This is a genomic window from Synechococcus sp. CC9616, from assembly GCF_000515235.1.
In the GTDB taxonomy this organism is placed as follows: Bacteria; Cyanobacteriota; Cyanobacteriia; order PCC-6307; family Cyanobiaceae; genus Parasynechococcus.
Genome location: NZ_KI911558.1, coordinates 159,745 through 175,914, shown reverse-complemented (window position 1 = coordinate 175,914; position 16,170 = coordinate 159,745). Strand labels below are relative to the sequence as shown.

The following is a 16,170-nucleotide window of genomic DNA, read 5'->3' as shown; positions in this document are numbered from 1 at the left end:
GGAGGAGGAGCCAGCTCCTCAGAGAAGACCCAATGCGTGCAAGGGGCCTTGACCACTGATCAGCTCGAGCAGGAATGCTGAAAATCCGAGCATGGCCAACCTGCCGTTCCACACCTCAGAACTGTTGTTCCATCCCCATTCCCATTTCTCCTGGGGATAGAGCTTGACCTTGGTGGGCAGCTCAGCCGCCGCATCAAGGGTCACTTCGGGGCCTTCAAGGCTCGTGGTGACCAAATCCGCAAGACCTTCGATGAAGGGCGGATAGGTATCGAGCGCCCGCACGCGTCGGAAATTCACAACACCAGCTTCTGTGGCGAGTTCCCTGTATTCGATATCGATCTCTTCGAGTGTTTCGATGTGTTCGCTGACAAAGCTGATCGGAACCACGACGAGATCACGGGTTTTGGCCTCACCGAGTTCCTCAAGAGCTTCCTCCGTGTAGGGCTTCAGCCACTCCACGGGGCCAACACGACTCTGGTAGGCCAACGTGTGCGGATTGCTGTATCCGAGCAGCTCTTCGAGCTGATTCATGATCAGCGTCGTGCAGGACTCGATCTCTTTTTGATAGGGATCGCCAGCTTCCTCCACGTAACTTTTCGGAACTCCGTGGGCACTGAAAAAGATGTGGGCCTGCTCTGGGCCGTCACTGCTTCGCACCTCTTCAGCGATTAACTGGGCCATCGCCCGCACATAACCGGGATGATCAAACCAGCTTCGGATGCAACGAATCGGCAACTTCTCGAACGAGGAATCCGACTGACGCAAACGTTGCAGCTCGCGAAAACTTGATCCACTCGTACTGATTGAGAAGTGGGGATAAAGGGGGAGGACGACGACCTCATCGATCCCGTCTGCCTTGATATCTCCAACCGCGGATTCCGTGAATGGATGCCAGTAACGCATCGCGACATAGCTCGTGGCATCTACACCGCGCTGACGCAACAGACTCTGGAGGTCACGGGCTTGCTGTTCGGTGATCCGGCGAAGTGGTGAACCGCCACCAATGGAGCGGTAGGCCTCCTGGGACTTACTGCTGCGCAGGGTGCTGATCAGCCAGGCGAGTGGCTTCTGCAGCGCCGGTATCGGCAGACGAATGATCTCCGGATCAGCGAAAAGGTTGTAAAGAAACGGACCAACGTCCTGAATGCGCTCTGGACCTCCCAAATTGAGCAAGAGGACGCCGACGCGGGCCATGCAGAAAACAGTCTGATCAAGGGGTTGAGCGTAACCCCCGTGCACGTCATGTTGGTCAGCGAGGGCGGCTGTATGAACCTGCGCAACGAGCTGGTGTCATTGAACACACGGCTGGAGGTCGAAGGATGCCGTTTGCGCGTTGAGCAACGTGGGCAACGTCTGAATCTGCGCGGTCCTCTTCCCCGTCGCGATGGACAGCAGGGCCTCAGCATGCAACGCATCAGTCTTGGTCTCAAGGCTGATGGCTCAGGTCTCCTTGAAGCGGAGCAGACGCTGAGGCTGATCCACAGGCAGCTCGCACGACAGCGGTTTGCATGGTCCGACTGGGTGGAGAACAACCCATCAGGGGGTAGCACCGCCTCCACGGAGGTGGCCCTCAATGGATTCCAAAAGGCGTTCTTTGCTGATCCCCACCGCCGCCGATCAAGCTCTGGAAGCCGTACGACCTGGACTGCGGCTTATCTGCCCTATCTGCGGCGGCTCAAAGTTCTGGCGAACGGCGAGCCCATCCAGGCCCGGCTGCTGCAAGACACCCTCGCCAGCTACCCGGATGGCAGCCGCAGCCGTCAACAGTGCTCCACCGCTCTGGCAGCTTTAGCGCGGCATCTGGACCTCGAACTGCCGGAGGACTGGCGCCGGGAATCCGGCGGTTACGGACTGCACCGAGCACGGTTTCGCCGCCTGCCGAGTGACAGTCAGATTCTGGAAGCCGTTCTCAGCATTCCGAACCCCGGTTGGCGGTTGGCTTACGGGCTGATGGCCACCTACGGGCTGCGCAACCATGAGGTTTTTTTCTGTGACCTCAGCTCCCTGAGCGATGGGGGAGATCGGGTCATTCGCGTTTTGCCAACCACCAAGACCGGAGAGCATCAGGTGTGGCCGTTCCAACCGCAGTGGGTGGAGCGCTTCGAACTTGCCTCACTGGGCCATCATCCCGACACGCTTCCACCGATCTGCACGGATTTGAGTCGGACCACGCTGCAGCAGGTTGGCCGCCGAGTGAGCGAGCAGTTTCGCCGCTACGACCTGCCGATCACTCCCTACGACCTGAGACACGCTTGGGCGGTGCGGACCATTCACATCGGCCTTCCTGACACCGTGGCCGCCAGAATGATGGGCCACTCTGTAGCCATCCACACCCGCACTTACCACCACTGGATCACGCGCAGGGATCAGCAACAGGCGGTGGACACGGCCTTGGCTCGACAACGTGCCTGATGAGTTCATTCCTTCGACCTCTGGCCTACCGCCATCGCTGGATCTACGACACGGTCACTGCCATGTCGTCCCTGAGCGTTGGAGGTGTGGCCCGCCTTCGCAGACTCGGCCTGGACGCCGTTCAGCATCGATTGCGTGCCGGTGCACCGGTGCTTGACCTGTGTTGTGGGAGCGGTGAAGCAGCAGCCCCATGGCTTGAGGCGGGTTTCCAGGTCACTGGCTTGGACATCGCTCCACGCGCTCTCGACCTGGCAGCCAAGCGCCATCCCGCACTGCAGCTCGTGGAAGGTCTTGCCGAGAACCCTCCACTGCCGGACGGCCAGTTCGCCGCCATCCAACTCAGTGTGGCGCTACACGAATTCCCACGCAGCGACAGAGCTCAGCTGCTGCAAAGCTGCCACCGACTCCTGCAACCGGAAGGCTGGCTGGTGGTCGTTGATCTGCATCCCGCAGGTCCACTGCTGAAACTTCCGCAACAGCTCTTCTGCGCTCTGTTTGAGACCGATACAGCCATCTCCATGATGGAAGACGACCTCCCCGCCCAGCTTGAAGAGATTGGGTTTGCATCAATCGATCAGCAGCTCCTGGCCGGTCAGGCTCTGCAACGGATTACCGCGCAACGACCAAACACAGAACCCCCATGACCAAATCCGACCTTGACAGCCAAGCCACAGACCTGGGCATGGGGGGGCACCTGGCCCCGGAATCCGATGAGGCCGGCTATCGCCGCCGCATGGAACGTCGGCAGCAGGTGCAACGGCAACGGGTCGGAGAGCGCAACAAGGAAAAAGGGCTGGTGATGGTCTTCACCGGCCATGGCAAGGGGAAAACAACTGCCGCCCTGGGATTGGTGCTGCGCACCCTCGGCCACGGGGAACGGGTCGCCATCGTTCAGTTCATCAAGGGCGGTTGGGAACCGGGGGAGGCACGAGCCCTGCAAACCTTCGGTGATCAGGTGCATTGGCACGCCCTCGGCGAAGGGTTCACCTGGGAAACCCAGGATCGTGCCCGTGATCAACAGTTGGTGGAAGAGGCCTGGCAAACGTCTCTCCGCTATCTGCGTGATGCCTCAGTCCGCCTGGTCGTGCTCGATGAAATCAATGTGGCCATGAAACTGGGCTACATCGAGGCAGACACTGTCATCGCCGGGTTGGAGGAACGGCCGCCGCTCACCCACGTGGCACTCACCGGGCGAGGAGCACCCGAGCTTTTGGTCAGCAGGGCTGATCTCGTGACGGAAATGACACTCATTCACCACCCCTTCCGCGAACAAGGGGTGAAAGCACAGGCAGGGATCGAGTTCTGAAACGTCGGATCTGAACCTTCAAAAAGCGGTTTCAGTAATCAGTGATCAGTCCTCTTCCAGGCTGGCCTCAAGATCGTTCTGGAGACGGCGCGTGGCTTCAGTCAGCACCGAAAGGCCACTGACGAGAAGGGCTCGATGAACGGTGGGTTCCCGCCAGCAGGAGGGATCACGGCTGGCGCGCTCGAGAGCCGAGAGAGTCAGGCGGGCCATGACGGCACTGTGACTGACATCAAGTTCAGGCATGACAGCGATGCGCTGGACCCATCCAAGCGGCCCGGGACTCAATTGACCAGTGCTTGCTACTGTCAGCGGGATCAAGGCACTTGATGGCGTACACGCGGGTCCTGCTGAAACTCAGCGGCGAAGCCCTGATGGGGTCCCAGGGATACGGCATTGACCCCGCCATCGTTCAATCGATCGCCGAGGACGTCGCAGCGGTTGTTGCCAGCGGCACTGAACTCGCGATCGTGGTCGGCGGCGGCAACATTTTCCGAGGTCTCAAAGGATCAGCCGCCGGCATGGAACGAGCCACGGCGGACTACGTGGGGATGCTGGCCACGGTCATGAATGCGATCACCTTGCAGGATGGGCTGGAACGGGCCGGAGTTCCCACCCGCGTGCAGACAGCCATTGCGATGCAGGAGGTTGCGGAGCCCTACATCCGACGCAAGGCGATCCGCCATCTTGAGAAGGGTCGGGTTGTGGTTTTCGGAGCCGGATGCGGCAACCCCTTCTTCACCACCGACACCACTGCCGCCCTGCGGGCAGCTGAGATCAACGCGGATGTGGTGTTCAAGGCCACCAAGGTAGATGGGGTCTACGACAAGGACCCAGCTCAATACCCCGATGCGGTGAAGCACGAGCATCTCAACTTTCAGCAAGTGCTGAGTGAGGAGCTCGCCGTCATGGACAGCACCGCCATCGCGCTCTGCAAGGACAACAACATTCCGATCGTGGTCTTCAACCTGTTCGAACCTGGCAACATCGGCAAAGCCGTTGCCGGCGAACCGATCGGATCTCGCATCGGCAACCCCGTCTGAATTCAGCGCTTCCCCTCTCCATCCACCATGTCGACCCAAGATCTCGAAGCCAGCATGCGCAAGTCGGTGGAGGCCACCCAGCGCAACTTCAACACCATTCGCACGGGCCGTGCCAATTCCTCATTGTTGGATCGAATCAGCGTTGAGTACTACGGAGCCGACACGCCGCTGAAGTCGCTGGCGACCCTCACGACGCCCGACTCTCAGACAATTCAGATCCAACCCTTTGACATCAGTTCCCTGGCGGCGATCGAAAAGGCAATCGCAATGAGCGAACTGGGTTTCACACCCAACAACGACGGAAAAATCATCAGGATCAACGTCCCGCCCCTCACCGAGGAACGTCGCAAGGAATTTTGCAAGTTGGCCTCCAAATATGCAGAAGAGGGAAAGGTGGCCTTGCGCAATCTGCGCCGTGATGCCATCGACAAGGTGAAAAAAATGGAGAAGGACGGTGAGTTTTCCGAGGATCAAAGTCGTGACGAGCAGGGCACAATTCAGAAGACGCTTGATCGATTTATCGGGGAACTCGAGAAGAATCTTGCTGACAAGGAAGCTGACATCCTCAAGGTGTGAGCGGCAGCGCTGAAACAGTTCACGACGTTTTGATCATTGGATCCGGAGCTGCTGGTGGAGCTGCCGCTGTCCATCTGGCAGCTGCACAGCACAGCGTTTGTTTGCTGGAGCGGACCGATTGCAAAAACCTGAAGCCGTGCGGCGGTGGCATGGCTGCATCAGTTCAGCAATGGTTCCCTTTTCCGCTGGATCCAGCAGTGGAGCAGGTGATTCGAAGGGTGAACTTCAGTTGGTGTCTTCAAGACCCAGTGGTGGCGGAGCTGCCGGGGGATGCCCCCTTCTGGATTGTTCGACGGGAACGGCTGGATCAGCTGCTGGCCGACGAGGCGATGAAACGTGGTGCCCAGCGCCAGACCGGCGTTGATGTGAACCATGTCGAACGTCAGGGGGCTGACTGGCAGGTGATGGCGACAGATGGTCGCCAATGGCGGGCTCGCTCTCTTGTGATTGCCGATGGTTCGGCGTCGCCATGGCCACAACGGCTCGGGATTGGACCGCGGGGTGTGAATCACGCCAATACCATCTCGGTGCGCCTTGAAGGCCAGGGGACACTTGCAGATGGCTCTGCCCGGTTTGAATTCGGCCTTGTCCCGCAGGGCTTCGCCTGGGCCTTCCCGCTGGCGGGCGGGGTCAATGTCGGCGTCGGCAGCTTTATCGGCCGAGACGAACTGGATAGTCGCGCTGTCCTTCAACAGCTGCTGCCGGATCTTGGCTTCGCCGAAGATGCCGGCGAGCGACAGCATCGACGTCTACGCATCTGGAATGGCCATCACCGCCTCCATGGTGATGGCGTTGTGGTGGTGGGTGATGCGGCCTCCTTGTGTGATCCTTTCCTGGCGGAGGGTCTGCGCCCAGCCTTGATGAGTGGCTGTGAAGCAGCGGTGCATCTGAGCAGCTGGCTGCGCGGGGATCAGGCCAGCCTCAAGAGCTACAGCGGCGCCATGCGTGAACGCTGGGGGGAGTCAATGGCCTGGGGACGGCGCATTGCCCAGGTGTTTTACCGCTTTCCAGGCGTCGGCTATCAGCTGGGAATCAAACGACCGACAGCCCCCAGACGGATTGCCCAGATCCTTTCCGGTGAAATGGGCTACGGCGATATTGCCCAACGCGTGATCAAACGGCTACTGCTGAAGCGCAGCTAAAGGTCGAGAGCGAGCTGCGTCACACCAGCGTCATCGATCGGCGTTCTTCGACGTCTCCTTGTCGCTGTCGGCTTGAGCCCCGCTTTCCGAGAGCCATGTTTGTGTTGAATCGCATCGGCATGGCGATCAAAGCCCGCCGAGCGACGGATCTTCCAGATCCGGTCCTTCGCAAGCTGCATTGACGCGCTCACATCAACAATCGGCGGCGGCATACCGCCGCCCAATGCCCAGGGCTCATGGATATGAATCGCCGGCACATTCTTTAGTTCCGGGCACCACTGACGAATAAAGATCCCCTCAGGATCGTGATCGATCCCCTGTTTGATCGGGTTGTAGATGCGAATCGTGTTGATCGAGGTGCTGCCAGACTGCATCTGGCACTGGCTCCAGTGGATGCCCGGTTCGTAATCAACGAACTGGCGGGCCAGGTGCAGTCCGCTGTCTCGCCATGGCAGCCAGAGGTTGTAACTGGCGAACGACATCAACATCGCCCGCATGCGGAAGTTGATCCAGCCATGGGCCCGCAGTGCCCGCATGCAGGCATCCACAAACGGCACTCCGGTGCATCCTTGAGCCCATGCCTCCAGCCGTTCGCCATCCGAACCGCGAATACCACGCATGAACGGATGGAAATCGCTGAATTCAATTGCCGGCTGATCTTCCAGCTTCTGAATGAAGTGGCAATGCCAGTGCAGACGCGACTCAAAACTGTTGACGCCGCGACCGCTGTGGCGGCGGCTGGTCTGCAGCACCTCCCGCATCGAGACACAACCCCAGCTGAGATAAGCCGAGAGACGTGAACACCCCGTAAACGCCGTGTTGGGACTGGAGATCGAACGGGAGTAACGCGGGGCGCGATGCGCAAGAAAATCGCCCAGCTCCAGCATTGCCATCGAACGCCCACCGCTCTGGCGCTGGGGGCAGGGCTCAGCTGCGAGCTCAACGCAGGGTCGATCAGGAATCTCACCCGGATCGATCCCATCCAGCGGCGGCAACATGGGTGGAGCAGAAGCGATCGGCTCCGCCATCTGCGCTTCCCAGCTTTTGGCCCAGCCGTTGCGGGAACGCAACCTGCGGATCACTCCGAACTGGGGGGTCTCCGTCCAGACAATGCCGTGCTGCCGGCACCAGGAGGCAACGCGCTTGTCCCGTTGATAGGTCCAGCCGTTACCGGTTTCCTCATGGCTCCAGAGGGCAGCGATGCCGAACTGCTGCCGGGCCCGCTCAAGCACCTCCACCACATCACCTCTGCGAACCACCAGCGGCTGGCCCAGTGCAGCCAGGCCGTCGCGCAGATCCAGCAACGCCTCACGGCAGAACTGCCACTGGCGATCGGAGACATCTGGCTGCCGCCACAGCTCCTGCTCTGCGACATACAAAGGCAGAACCACTCCCCGCTTTGAGGCTTCCAGCAGTGGACGATGGTCCACAACCCGCAGGTCGCGCTTGAACCAGACGAGCTGAAGGGCTGGCATCCATCAACTGCGTGGTTGTTGTTTCTAGTGGATCCAACCCATCCATGGGTTGCGATCCGCCGAAAAATGCCCGAATAGATCAATCTGAAATCGCCTGCATCACCTGGCTGAAATTCATTTTCATCCGATGCCGAAAATCCTGTATATCCAGAAAATTCAAAAGGATCGCTGCTGACAGAAACAGGATGATCTGAAGACCGAAAACTCCGCCATAGGACACCAATTCATCGCCACCCGTCATCGTCTTAAATAACGTCAACAAACCGCCGCCGCTGATGGTTGCCAACCCGCGGGAATAGGCATAACCAACTCCCCACACGCCCATCAGAACCGCGTTCAAGCCGGGCTGCACGAAGTTGAACATCAGGTTCAAGCAGGAGTGAATGCAGATTCCAAGCGCCAAACCGAACAACGCGATGGCAGCCCGGAAAAGAAGCTGCCACTGCGCCGGAGCTGCCAACAGCATCACGGCAAGGGCCAAGGACGCCATCACCGCTCCCAGCTGGCAACCTCTCACCATGCCCATTTTTGGAACCACCTGAAAACCACTGAGGAGGAGACCCGATAAGAAGCCCACCGCGAGCAAGGCATTCAGAGACGTCGTCGCGCAGATATTCATCTCGAAAAGGGCTGCTCCATAGGGTTCCAACACGGCGTCGTTGAGAAACATGCTGAAGGTGAATAAAGACATCACAGCCATGAATCGTTTGACTTGGGGCACGGCAAACATCGTGCTGAGCAACTGCGGCAGAGGCAGCTTCGAGGACGGAACATCGTTTGACTCAGCCGTTGTTGATTGCCCGCGTGGTTCAACGCCGATGACCGCCACCAACCCGAGCACCAAGAGGATTGGAGGTGCAGCAACCATCAGCTGTTCAAGACCTTGCAGGACATCAGCACGACTCGCGCCTGCCTCACAGGCCTGACCAAACAGGCGATTGATCAAGCCGGTGGCGAGAAGCACACCAAGCAGCCGCAATGACCAGACAACAGACAACAGACGCGTTCGCTCCCGTTCGGTGGTGAGGTCGACAATCAGCGCAGAAAACGCTGTTCCCCCAGCAGAGACAGCCGTACCGATTCCGATGAAGACCACCGTCAGCAGGGCAATCCAAAACGTCTGATGAGCAGGGTTGGCTTGTCCGGACTCAGCCAGCTGGAGCACCACCCAGATCGCTGCACCGAAAAGCACAGAGACCGCCAGAGAACTGCCGACCAGGAACGGGGTTCGTCGTAAAACCCCAACCGGCAGACGATCGGACAGGTGCCCGAACCATGCCCGTGAGAATCCCATCAGCTCCTGAATTCCGATGGCAAGTGACACCAGGGCCGCCGACATCCCAAAGTCCTGGATCAGCAGACGATTGAGCAGGCCCAGGGTCAAAACACTGAGGCCGCCAAGACTGAGCTGAAACAGCCCGAGCCTCAGACCCATTCGTATCGGGCGAATCAACCTGAAACGTTCTATGCCACAGGAATTATCTCAAGTTGATCCCGATCTGACGAGTTCTCAGCTCAACTGGACTCCAATTTGATGTCACGAAGCCGTTCATCGACAGATGCCAGGAGCTCGATGGCAAACATCGGGGCCTCCTGCATGGCGAACAAAAACTTCTCACGATTCATCTCGATCAGCCGGGTATCTTCCGCTGCCGTGGCGGTGCCGAGTCGCTCGTGGTTGTCCATCACCAGAGCTCCAGCCCCAAACACGTGGCCAGCCTTGATCTCCTCATGGCCTTGCTTGCCATCTTTGGCCGTCCAAGTCAGGCGAATGGTTCCTTCCAGGATCCCGTACAAGGACTTGCCCAGTTCACCTGAGCTGAACAGCACATCGCCGGCGTTGAGTGTCACCACCTCGCCTTTGTTGGCAAGGGCACGCATGGTGTCAAGGAGGTTCACGACGACGAAGGGAAGACCTCTGAAGAATGATCAGACGAGTTGAAGACGAGGTAATGACACCGTCTTCAAATGACACCGTCTTCAACTCGTCTTCATCGCGGAGCTGGACTTAAGCGGTGGTGAGCGCCAGAGCAGCACCGAAGCCCTGACGGACATCCTCCTGGGAGATCAAGCCATCGTGGTCCTTGTCCAGGGCATCAAACACGGCATCACTGCCCAGCCACTCATCCCGGGTGATCGAGCCATCGCCGTTCATGTCATTCAGCATGAAGATCTCCTGGACGGCATGACTGAAGGCAGAACCACCCTCCAGTTCAGCGAGACGATGGGCGAGTTGGTGCTCCAGCGTTTCGATCGCCTTGCTGAATCCCTTGATGCCTTCACCGAGCTTGTCGGAAGCCATCCGGTCGTCCTTCATCATCGCGTCAAACCGCTCCCGATCCACATGGATCTGGTCTTCGCCGCCCGTGGGGTTGGAACCATCGAGCTTCTGCGTGAGCTCAACGTTGCTCTCCCGCAGCTGATCTAGCAGCTTGGGTGAGATCGTGAGCAGATCGCAACCAGCCAGCTCGGTGATTTCGTCGATGTTTCTGAAGCTGGCGCCCATCACCTCGGTTTTGTAGCCGAAGGTCTTGTAGTAATTGAAAATCCGGGTCACCGAAATCACACCGGGATCCTCCGGACCTGGATAGGAATCGCGCCCGGTATCAGCCTTGTACCAGTCGAGGATGCGCCCGACAAACGGTGAAATCAGGGTGACACCGGCTTCAGCACAGGCAACGGCTTGGCCGAATCCAAACAGAAGCGTGAGGTTGCAGTGGATGCCTTCCTTTTCAAGAACCTCAGCAGCCTTGATCCCCTCCCAGGTGGAGGCGATCTTGATCAAAACCCTGTCATTGCTGATGCCGGCATCGTTGTAAAGGCGAATCAACTTCCGACCTTTTTCGATCGTGGCGTCCGTGTCGTAACTCAGGCGCGCATCCACTTCCGTCGACACACGACGGGGAACGATCTTGAGGATCTCCTTGCCGAAGATCACGCTGATTTCGTCGAGAGCCTCATGCACCACATCCTCAACAGGTGCATTCGGACCGATGAGTTTGCGAGACGATCTCAGCGCCTCATCAATCAAACTCTGATAGGCGGGGATCTGGGCAGCCGCGAGAATCAGGGACGGATTTGTGGTGGCGTCGCGGGGGGTGAACTTGCGAATCGCTTCGAGATCACCGGTATCCGCCACGACCACGGTCATGGACGAGAGCTGCTCGAGCAAGCTGGCCATAGCTGGAGATTCGGGCCTTCGTTCGTAACGTAGCGACGTTTTTCCAGGCGTCAGCTCTTCGCGACCTTGTTCAATTCTGCTGGTTTGGACGGAGGAATTTTTTCCACCACCAGCAGGGCATCGATCACCTGTTTGGCCACGGGGACAGCCACGGTTGATCCGTAGGCGTTATCGCCCTGAGGCTCATCGACAACAACCAGAACGACGTAACGCGGCTTTTCGATCGGAAGTGCTGCCACAAAACTGCAGATCTTGGCCCCTGGCAGGTAGATGCCATTCAGAGCCTTTTGAGCAGTGCCGGTCTTACCGCCGATGCGGTAGCCCGGCGTTTTCACGCCTTTGCCGCTCCCCTTATCAACCACAGACTCCATCCAACTCATCAGGGTTTTGGTGACCTCTGGCTTCAGCAGCTGCTGGCCGTTCGGAGCACTCGCCGGGGCTAACGCACTGCCGGAACGGAAGCCTCTCGTGATGTGTGGGCTGACAAGACGGCCGCCGTTGGCCAGAAGAGCATGCAGTTGAGCCAGCTTGAGCGGAGTCAGAGAGAACCCTTGTCCAAAAGCAGTCGTCGCCGGCTCAATCGGCTGCGTGGTGAACTGCTCTTTGGTTTTGAGTTGGCCGGCCACGGCCCCTGGCAAATCAGTATCCGGCTTGGCGTCAATTCCAAGGCGCTTCATCCAGTCCCAGTAGACATCATCCTGGAGTTGACGCATGGCCTGCACCATGCCGACATTGCTGGACACCTGAAGAACCGTTGGAAAATCAACGAGTCCGTTCGCGCGCTTGTCGTGATTGTTGATCGGCCACCCACCGATCTGTAAACGACCGACATCGTGAACCCGATCACCGGGTTGGATGGCTCCTTCCTGCAAAGCGAGGGCAAGGTTGATGGGCTTGAACGTCGAGCCGGGTTCGTACAGGTCCTGCACAGACCATTCTCGAAAACGTCCTGGATGGAACTGCCAGAACTGATTCGGGTCGTACGTGGGCGTGGAGGCAAGGACAAGCAACTCACCATTGCTGGCATCCATCACGATCACGGCTCCCTTTTTCGCGTTCCACTTCTTCACCTGAGCCGTCAGCGCCTTGGCGGAAAGCTCCTGAAGCCTTGAGTCCAGAGTCAGCTGAAGGCGCAGGTCATCACCAAAGAACACACCTGGCGCCAAATCATCCGGAAGGGGAGTGCCGTCGGCTCCCCGCCGAAGACTGCGGGCTTGTTCGTGACGGAGCAGTTCATCATCCCGACTCTGTTCCAGCCCTGCCTGAGCGATGCGTTCGTCGTTGAGAAAGCCAACGACATTGGCAAAGAGATCACCCTGGGGATAAATGCGCTGGGGGTAAACCTCCAGATCAAGACCACTGATCCCGAGAGCACGGATTCTGGATGCCGTCTCCGGATCAATGCCGCTTCCCAGCTTGATCCCAGAGTCCTGAGTCCCCATCTCACGGAGCAGAGAGTCCTTCGGTACCGACAACAGGGAAGCGAGGCGCTCAGCCACATCCTCCGGTGATCGGACCATGTCGAGGGGATCGCCGGGGAAATTGAAGTAGCGGGGATGAGCCCAGAGACGGAAACGTTCCTCATCCATGGCGACAAGCCGGCCATGACGATCAACGATTGGGCGGCGTTGGCCTAACGGCTGGCTCTGCTGCGTTTGAAGCTGACGTGCCCTTGCCTCCAGTTCGTTGGTCTGCACCAGCTGCAGCCAAGCCATCCGACCCATCAACCCCAGCAGCCCCGCACTCAGGATCAGAAACACCCACCAGAGTCGTTGTGAGGGAACCTTCTGAAGAGGGATAACGCGCGTGCGCGCACGGTTCGTCGACGGCTTTCTTGGTGTGGACAACCTTGGGCTCATCAATAACCCGGCCGAATTCTCTGGACGACCAGTTCATCAAGAGAAGGCAGCATCGACGCTGATTCGACGGGTTCAGACGTCGCCGCTGGCCGCTTGAGGTACACAAGGTTCTCCACCTTGGTGGGAACCAGCTGGTTGGGACGCTGACTCACCCGCAGAAGATGACGTTCCATCAGGGCCGTGGATTCCGTTAAGCGATGGGACAGGGAACGGGTGCCTTCAAGACGGTTGAAGGACACAGTCCATCGATGCTGCCAATGCAGTGTCAGGCCAGCGAGGACGGCCACTGCAGCCAAAACGCCCAGCATTGTTCCATCCATCAGGCGATGGAGGCCTCCCAGCAGCGGCGAACGACGTGCCACACGTCCGGCCGACATCGAGCCCTGGATCAGCTCCAGCGTGGTTGCAGAAGGACGAGGCTCCGGTGCGGCAACCACCGTAAAAGGGCGAATGTGCCAGTGAACCACTCGCGTTGGCCCTCGGCAAGGCTGCCGCCGGAAGCCTTTACAGCAAAAGAAGATTGACGAAGGTGATCGCGTTCCAGAGGGCGTGCATCAGGACGCAGGGAAACAAGCGCCCGGTGCTGAGCCGGACCAGCGCCAAGCCAATGCCCAGGACCGTGAGAGGGGCAAGTTCGCCGATGCTGATATGCGCCAGACCGAATAACAGCGCACTCAGCACCACCCCCGTGATGGCACCTAGACGATCTGCCAGAACAGGCAACAGCGCACCGCGGAAAATCAACTCCTCGAACAGGGGAGCCAACACAACGGCCGTGAACGCCAGCAGAACCAGGGCAAGCGGATCTCGACTGCCGAGCACCAGTTCCAGCAGAGGATTGCTGCCCCCTGGATCCCCAACGATCTTCACCAACAACCAGCCGGTGAGCATGACAACCGGTGTGACCATCAGCCATCCGGCGACCGCCGAGCCCACGGCAGACGTGACCGGTTTGAACTTCCACTGCAACCAGCCGTCTGCAGGGGTTTGATCAGAGGGGAGAGCCCGAAGCTGTCGCCTCAGGATCAGCAAGCTCGGTAGAGCCATCACGCCGTACTGAATCACCACTCCGAGGGCTTCACGTCGGGGACTCGCCAAGCCCGAGGTCAGTGAACGCACCAGTGGGGCCGCCACAACGGGCACGCCAACAGCGCTAACTACGACAAATCCACCAGCAACCAGCAGCACCATGTCCACCAGGGTCAGTGCGGGGCCCCGCACCGGCGGCCATGGAGAGTGACGGCCAAAAACGCGGAGCCAACCCTGGCGAAGCAGCAGCACCACGCCGCCGATCACGCTCAGCAATGGCAGCGACACGCTGAGGGCAAGTCGCAAAGCTGCAGCTTGCGACACGCTGGTGTCGTTGCAGGCCGAGGCACTGCCCCTGGCAGCCTCACAGCGCAACCGAACCAGAAGGGCATCGTCCTTGAGCTTTGGCGGAAGGTCTGGAGAGACAACAGGCTCTGCTGACAGAAGTGACAACAACGCCTGCTGACGCTGATCGAGCCGATCCGGAGGGCTCTCCTGCAGAGCCTGCAGCAGGACCTCACGGGGATCGCGTCCCACGAGAAGTGCTTGCAGTTTTTCCGGAACAGAGGGCTGCGCAAGGAGACTCAGTTCCTGTTGCTGAACTTGCAGCGAAGGCGCCACCGACGGGCGCGTGAGGCTGTCGACCAATCCGACCAGCCAGATGGCCGCGGCCAGCATCAACGACAGGACGGCCAGAGCCGTCTTCCATGCCGGATTGGTTGGTCTTGAAGCGCTGGGCGGCACCACGTCAACGCAATGTCATTCGATTGTCCCCCTGCGGACATCGCCCCATACGATGGCCGCGCCACGTTGCCGAACGGTGCCTCTTCGTCTTCTTCTGGTCCGACACGGCCTAAGCAGTTTCAACAAGGAACGTCGCATTCAAGGGCGCGACGACCTGTCCAATCTGAGCGAAGAAGGGCATGAACAAGCTCGCCGGCTCGGTCGGTCACTGGCTGATGTCCCAATTGATGCGATCTACAGCTCACCGTTGAGACGAGCGGCGTCGACCACCACCAGCCTGCTTGAGGGCCGCGACGCCGCTGCACCACAACCCGAGTTTGATGACGGGCTGCTGGAGGTCGACCTCAATCCCTGGAGCGGGTTGCTGATCGACGAGCTGACGCAACGCTTCCCCGAGCTTTACGACACCTGGAAACGTCGGCCGATGGAGCTCGAGCTGACGCACAGCGATGGCAGAACTTACCGGCCCCTAGTGGAGCTAATGCAGCAGGCACGTGGCTTCCTGGACGCTTTGTTTCAACGGCATGCGTTAACCGGAAACGACACCGTGCTCGTGGTGGCACACAACGCCATCCTTCGTTGCCTGATGCTCGTAATGCTGGGGGAACCAGACCATGGCTTCAGACGCCTCCGCGTTGACAACACCTCCCTGTCGATCGTCAACCTTCAGCCGGGAGAGGAGAAGCCCCTGGTTCAGATCGAATGCCTCAACAGCACAACCCACCTCTCGCCACTGCCACCGAAAACAGCGGGAGCTCGCCTGATTTTGGTTCGGCATGGGGAAACCGACTGGAACAGGGCAGGACGCTTTCAAGGTCAGATCGACATCCCTCTGAACGATCACGGACGACAACAGGCCGCAGCGGCTCAGGAGTTTCTCAAGGACATCCGCATCGACGGAGCCTGGAGCAGCTGCCTATCACGGCCAACGGAAACCGCTGAGATCATCCTGAAGAGCCATCCATCCGTCAGTCTCCGCCAGACCGACGGACTGGTTGAGATCGGGCACGGTGCCTGGGAAGGCAAGCTCGAATCCGAGATCCGCGATGATTGGTCTGAGCTGCTGGACACCTGGAAACGAGCGCCGGAAACCGTGCAGATGCCTGATGGTGAGACGATCCAGGATGTCTGGGCACGATCTGTTCGCAGCTGGGGGGAGATTGCTACCCAGCTGAAGGATGAGGAAACCGCCCTGGTGGTTGCCCATGACGCGGTCAACAAAACCATTCTTTGCGATCTGCTCGGCCTCACACCGGCTGACATCTGGATGGTGAAACAGGGCAACGGAGGCGTCACCGTGGTCGACATCCCAACAGATTCAGGCCAGCCTGCAGTGGTGACCTGCCTGAATCTCACCTCGCACTTCGGCAGCGTGATCGATCGGACCGCGGCAGGCGCCCTTTAAA

16 protein-coding genes are annotated in these 16,170 nt (G+C 59.3%); 7 read left to right on the top strand and 9 right to left on the bottom strand.

Features of this window, described 5'->3' with window-relative positions; translation table 11 throughout:
* Nucleotides 1–18: 18 nt before the first annotated feature.
* Nucleotides 19–1,194 (bottom strand): ferrochelatase, encoded by a 1,176-nt coding sequence (gene hemH / locus SYN9616_RS0101090; RefSeq protein WP_028951481.1) that lies wholly within the window; start codon nt 1,192–1,194, stop codon nt 19–21.
* A gap of 72 nt (nt 1,195–1,266) precedes the next feature.
* On the opposite strand from hemH, the gene SYN9616_RS0101085 reads away from it, so the two are divergent.
* Genes SYN9616_RS0101085 through cobO form a run of 3 tightly spaced genes read left to right on the top strand, consistent with a single transcriptional unit; the run spans nt 1,267 to nt 3,718 of the window.
* Nucleotides 1,267–2,412, top strand: coding sequence for a site-specific integrase (locus SYN9616_RS0101085; protein WP_028951480.1), 1,146 nt, complete (start codon nt 1,267–1,269; stop codon nt 2,410–2,412).
* On the top strand, nt 2,412–3,056 hold the full coding sequence (locus SYN9616_RS0101080) for a class I SAM-dependent methyltransferase (RefSeq protein WP_028951479.1): 645 nt from the start codon (nt 2,412–2,414) through the stop codon (nt 3,054–3,056). Before SYN9616_RS0101085 ends, SYN9616_RS0101080 begins: the two co-directional genes overlap by 1 nt.
* Nucleotides 3,053–3,718, top strand: coding sequence for a cob(I)yrinic acid a,c-diamide adenosyltransferase (gene cobO / locus SYN9616_RS0101075; protein ID WP_028951478.1), 666 nt, complete (start codon nt 3,053–3,055; stop codon nt 3,716–3,718). The genes SYN9616_RS0101080 and cobO overlap by 4 nt, the downstream gene beginning before the upstream one ends.
* A 45-nt stretch (nt 3,719–3,763) precedes the next feature.
* On the opposite strand, the gene SYN9616_RS0101070 is transcribed toward cobO, so the two are convergent.
* Complete coding sequence (locus SYN9616_RS0101070; RefSeq protein ID WP_028951477.1) at nt 3,764–3,961, bottom strand: hypothetical protein; 198 nt, start codon at nt 3,959–3,961, stop codon at nt 3,764–3,766.
* 83 nt (nt 3,962–4,044) lie between these two features.
* Between SYN9616_RS0101070 and pyrH the strand changes: the two genes are divergently transcribed.
* Genes pyrH through SYN9616_RS0101055 form a run of 3 tightly spaced genes read left to right on the top strand, consistent with a single transcriptional unit; the run spans nt 4,045 to nt 6,476 of the window.
* Nucleotides 4,045–4,758, top strand: coding sequence for a UMP kinase (gene pyrH / locus SYN9616_RS0101065; protein ID WP_028951476.1), 714 nt, complete (start codon nt 4,045–4,047; stop codon nt 4,756–4,758).
* A 27-nt stretch (nt 4,759–4,785) separates the two neighbouring features.
* Nucleotides 4,786–5,334 (top strand): ribosome recycling factor, encoded by a 549-nt coding sequence (gene frr / locus SYN9616_RS0101060; RefSeq protein ID WP_028951475.1) that lies wholly within the window; start codon nt 4,786–4,788, stop codon nt 5,332–5,334.
* The gene (locus tag SYN9616_RS0101055; protein ID WP_028951474.1) at nt 5,331–6,476 is read left to right on the top strand and encodes an NAD(P)/FAD-dependent oxidoreductase; all 1,146 of its coding nucleotides are present in this window, start codon (nt 5,331–5,333) and stop codon (nt 6,474–6,476) included. Before frr ends, SYN9616_RS0101055 begins: the two co-directional genes overlap by 4 nt.
* Here the strand turns inward: SYN9616_RS0101055 and SYN9616_RS0101050 are convergent.
* The 7 genes from SYN9616_RS0101050 to SYN9616_RS0101020 form a co-directional block, all read right to left on the bottom strand.
* Entirely contained in the window at nt 6,473–7,951 is a 1,479-nt protein-coding gene (locus SYN9616_RS0101050) for a deoxyribodipyrimidine photo-lyase (RefSeq protein WP_028951473.1), read from the bottom strand. The genes SYN9616_RS0101055 and SYN9616_RS0101050 overlap by 4 nt on opposite strands.
* Before the next feature lie 79 nt (nt 7,952–8,030).
* Nucleotides 8,031–9,386, bottom strand: coding sequence for an MFS transporter (locus SYN9616_RS0101045; RefSeq protein WP_037990550.1), 1,356 nt, complete (start codon nt 9,384–9,386; stop codon nt 8,031–8,033).
* A gap of 80 nt (nt 9,387–9,466) precedes the next feature.
* A complete protein-coding gene (locus tag SYN9616_RS0101040) occupies nt 9,467–9,850 on the bottom strand; it encodes a Crp/Fnr family transcriptional regulator (protein ID WP_028951471.1) in 384 nt (127 codons plus the stop codon).
* Between the two features lie 109 nt (nt 9,851–9,959).
* Complete coding sequence (locus SYN9616_RS0101035) at nt 9,960–11,132, bottom strand: transaldolase (protein WP_028951470.1); 1,173 nt, start codon at nt 11,130–11,132, stop codon at nt 9,960–9,962.
* A gap of 50 nt (nt 11,133–11,182) precedes the next feature.
* Nucleotides 11,183–12,991, bottom strand: coding sequence for a penicillin-binding protein 2 (locus SYN9616_RS0101030; RefSeq protein ID WP_037990548.1), 1,809 nt, complete (start codon nt 12,989–12,991; stop codon nt 11,183–11,185).
* On the bottom strand, nt 12,991–13,428 hold the full coding sequence (locus tag SYN9616_RS0101025; RefSeq protein WP_028951468.1) for a hypothetical protein: 438 nt from the start codon (nt 13,426–13,428) through the stop codon (nt 12,991–12,993). Before SYN9616_RS0101025 ends, SYN9616_RS0101030 begins: the two co-directional genes overlap by 1 nt.
* A 67-nt stretch (nt 13,429–13,495) precedes the next feature.
* On the bottom strand, nt 13,496–14,767 hold the full coding sequence (locus SYN9616_RS0101020) for a lysostaphin resistance A-like protein (protein ID WP_369791912.1): 1,272 nt from the start codon (nt 14,765–14,767) through the stop codon (nt 13,496–13,498).
* 73 nt (nt 14,768–14,840) lie between these two features.
* On the opposite strand from SYN9616_RS0101020, the gene SYN9616_RS0101015 reads away from it, so the two are divergent.
* Entirely contained in the window at nt 14,841–16,169 is a 1,329-nt protein-coding gene (locus tag SYN9616_RS0101015; protein WP_028951466.1) for a histidine phosphatase family protein, read from the top strand.
* The last annotated feature ends 1 nt before the right edge of the window (nt 16,170 follow it).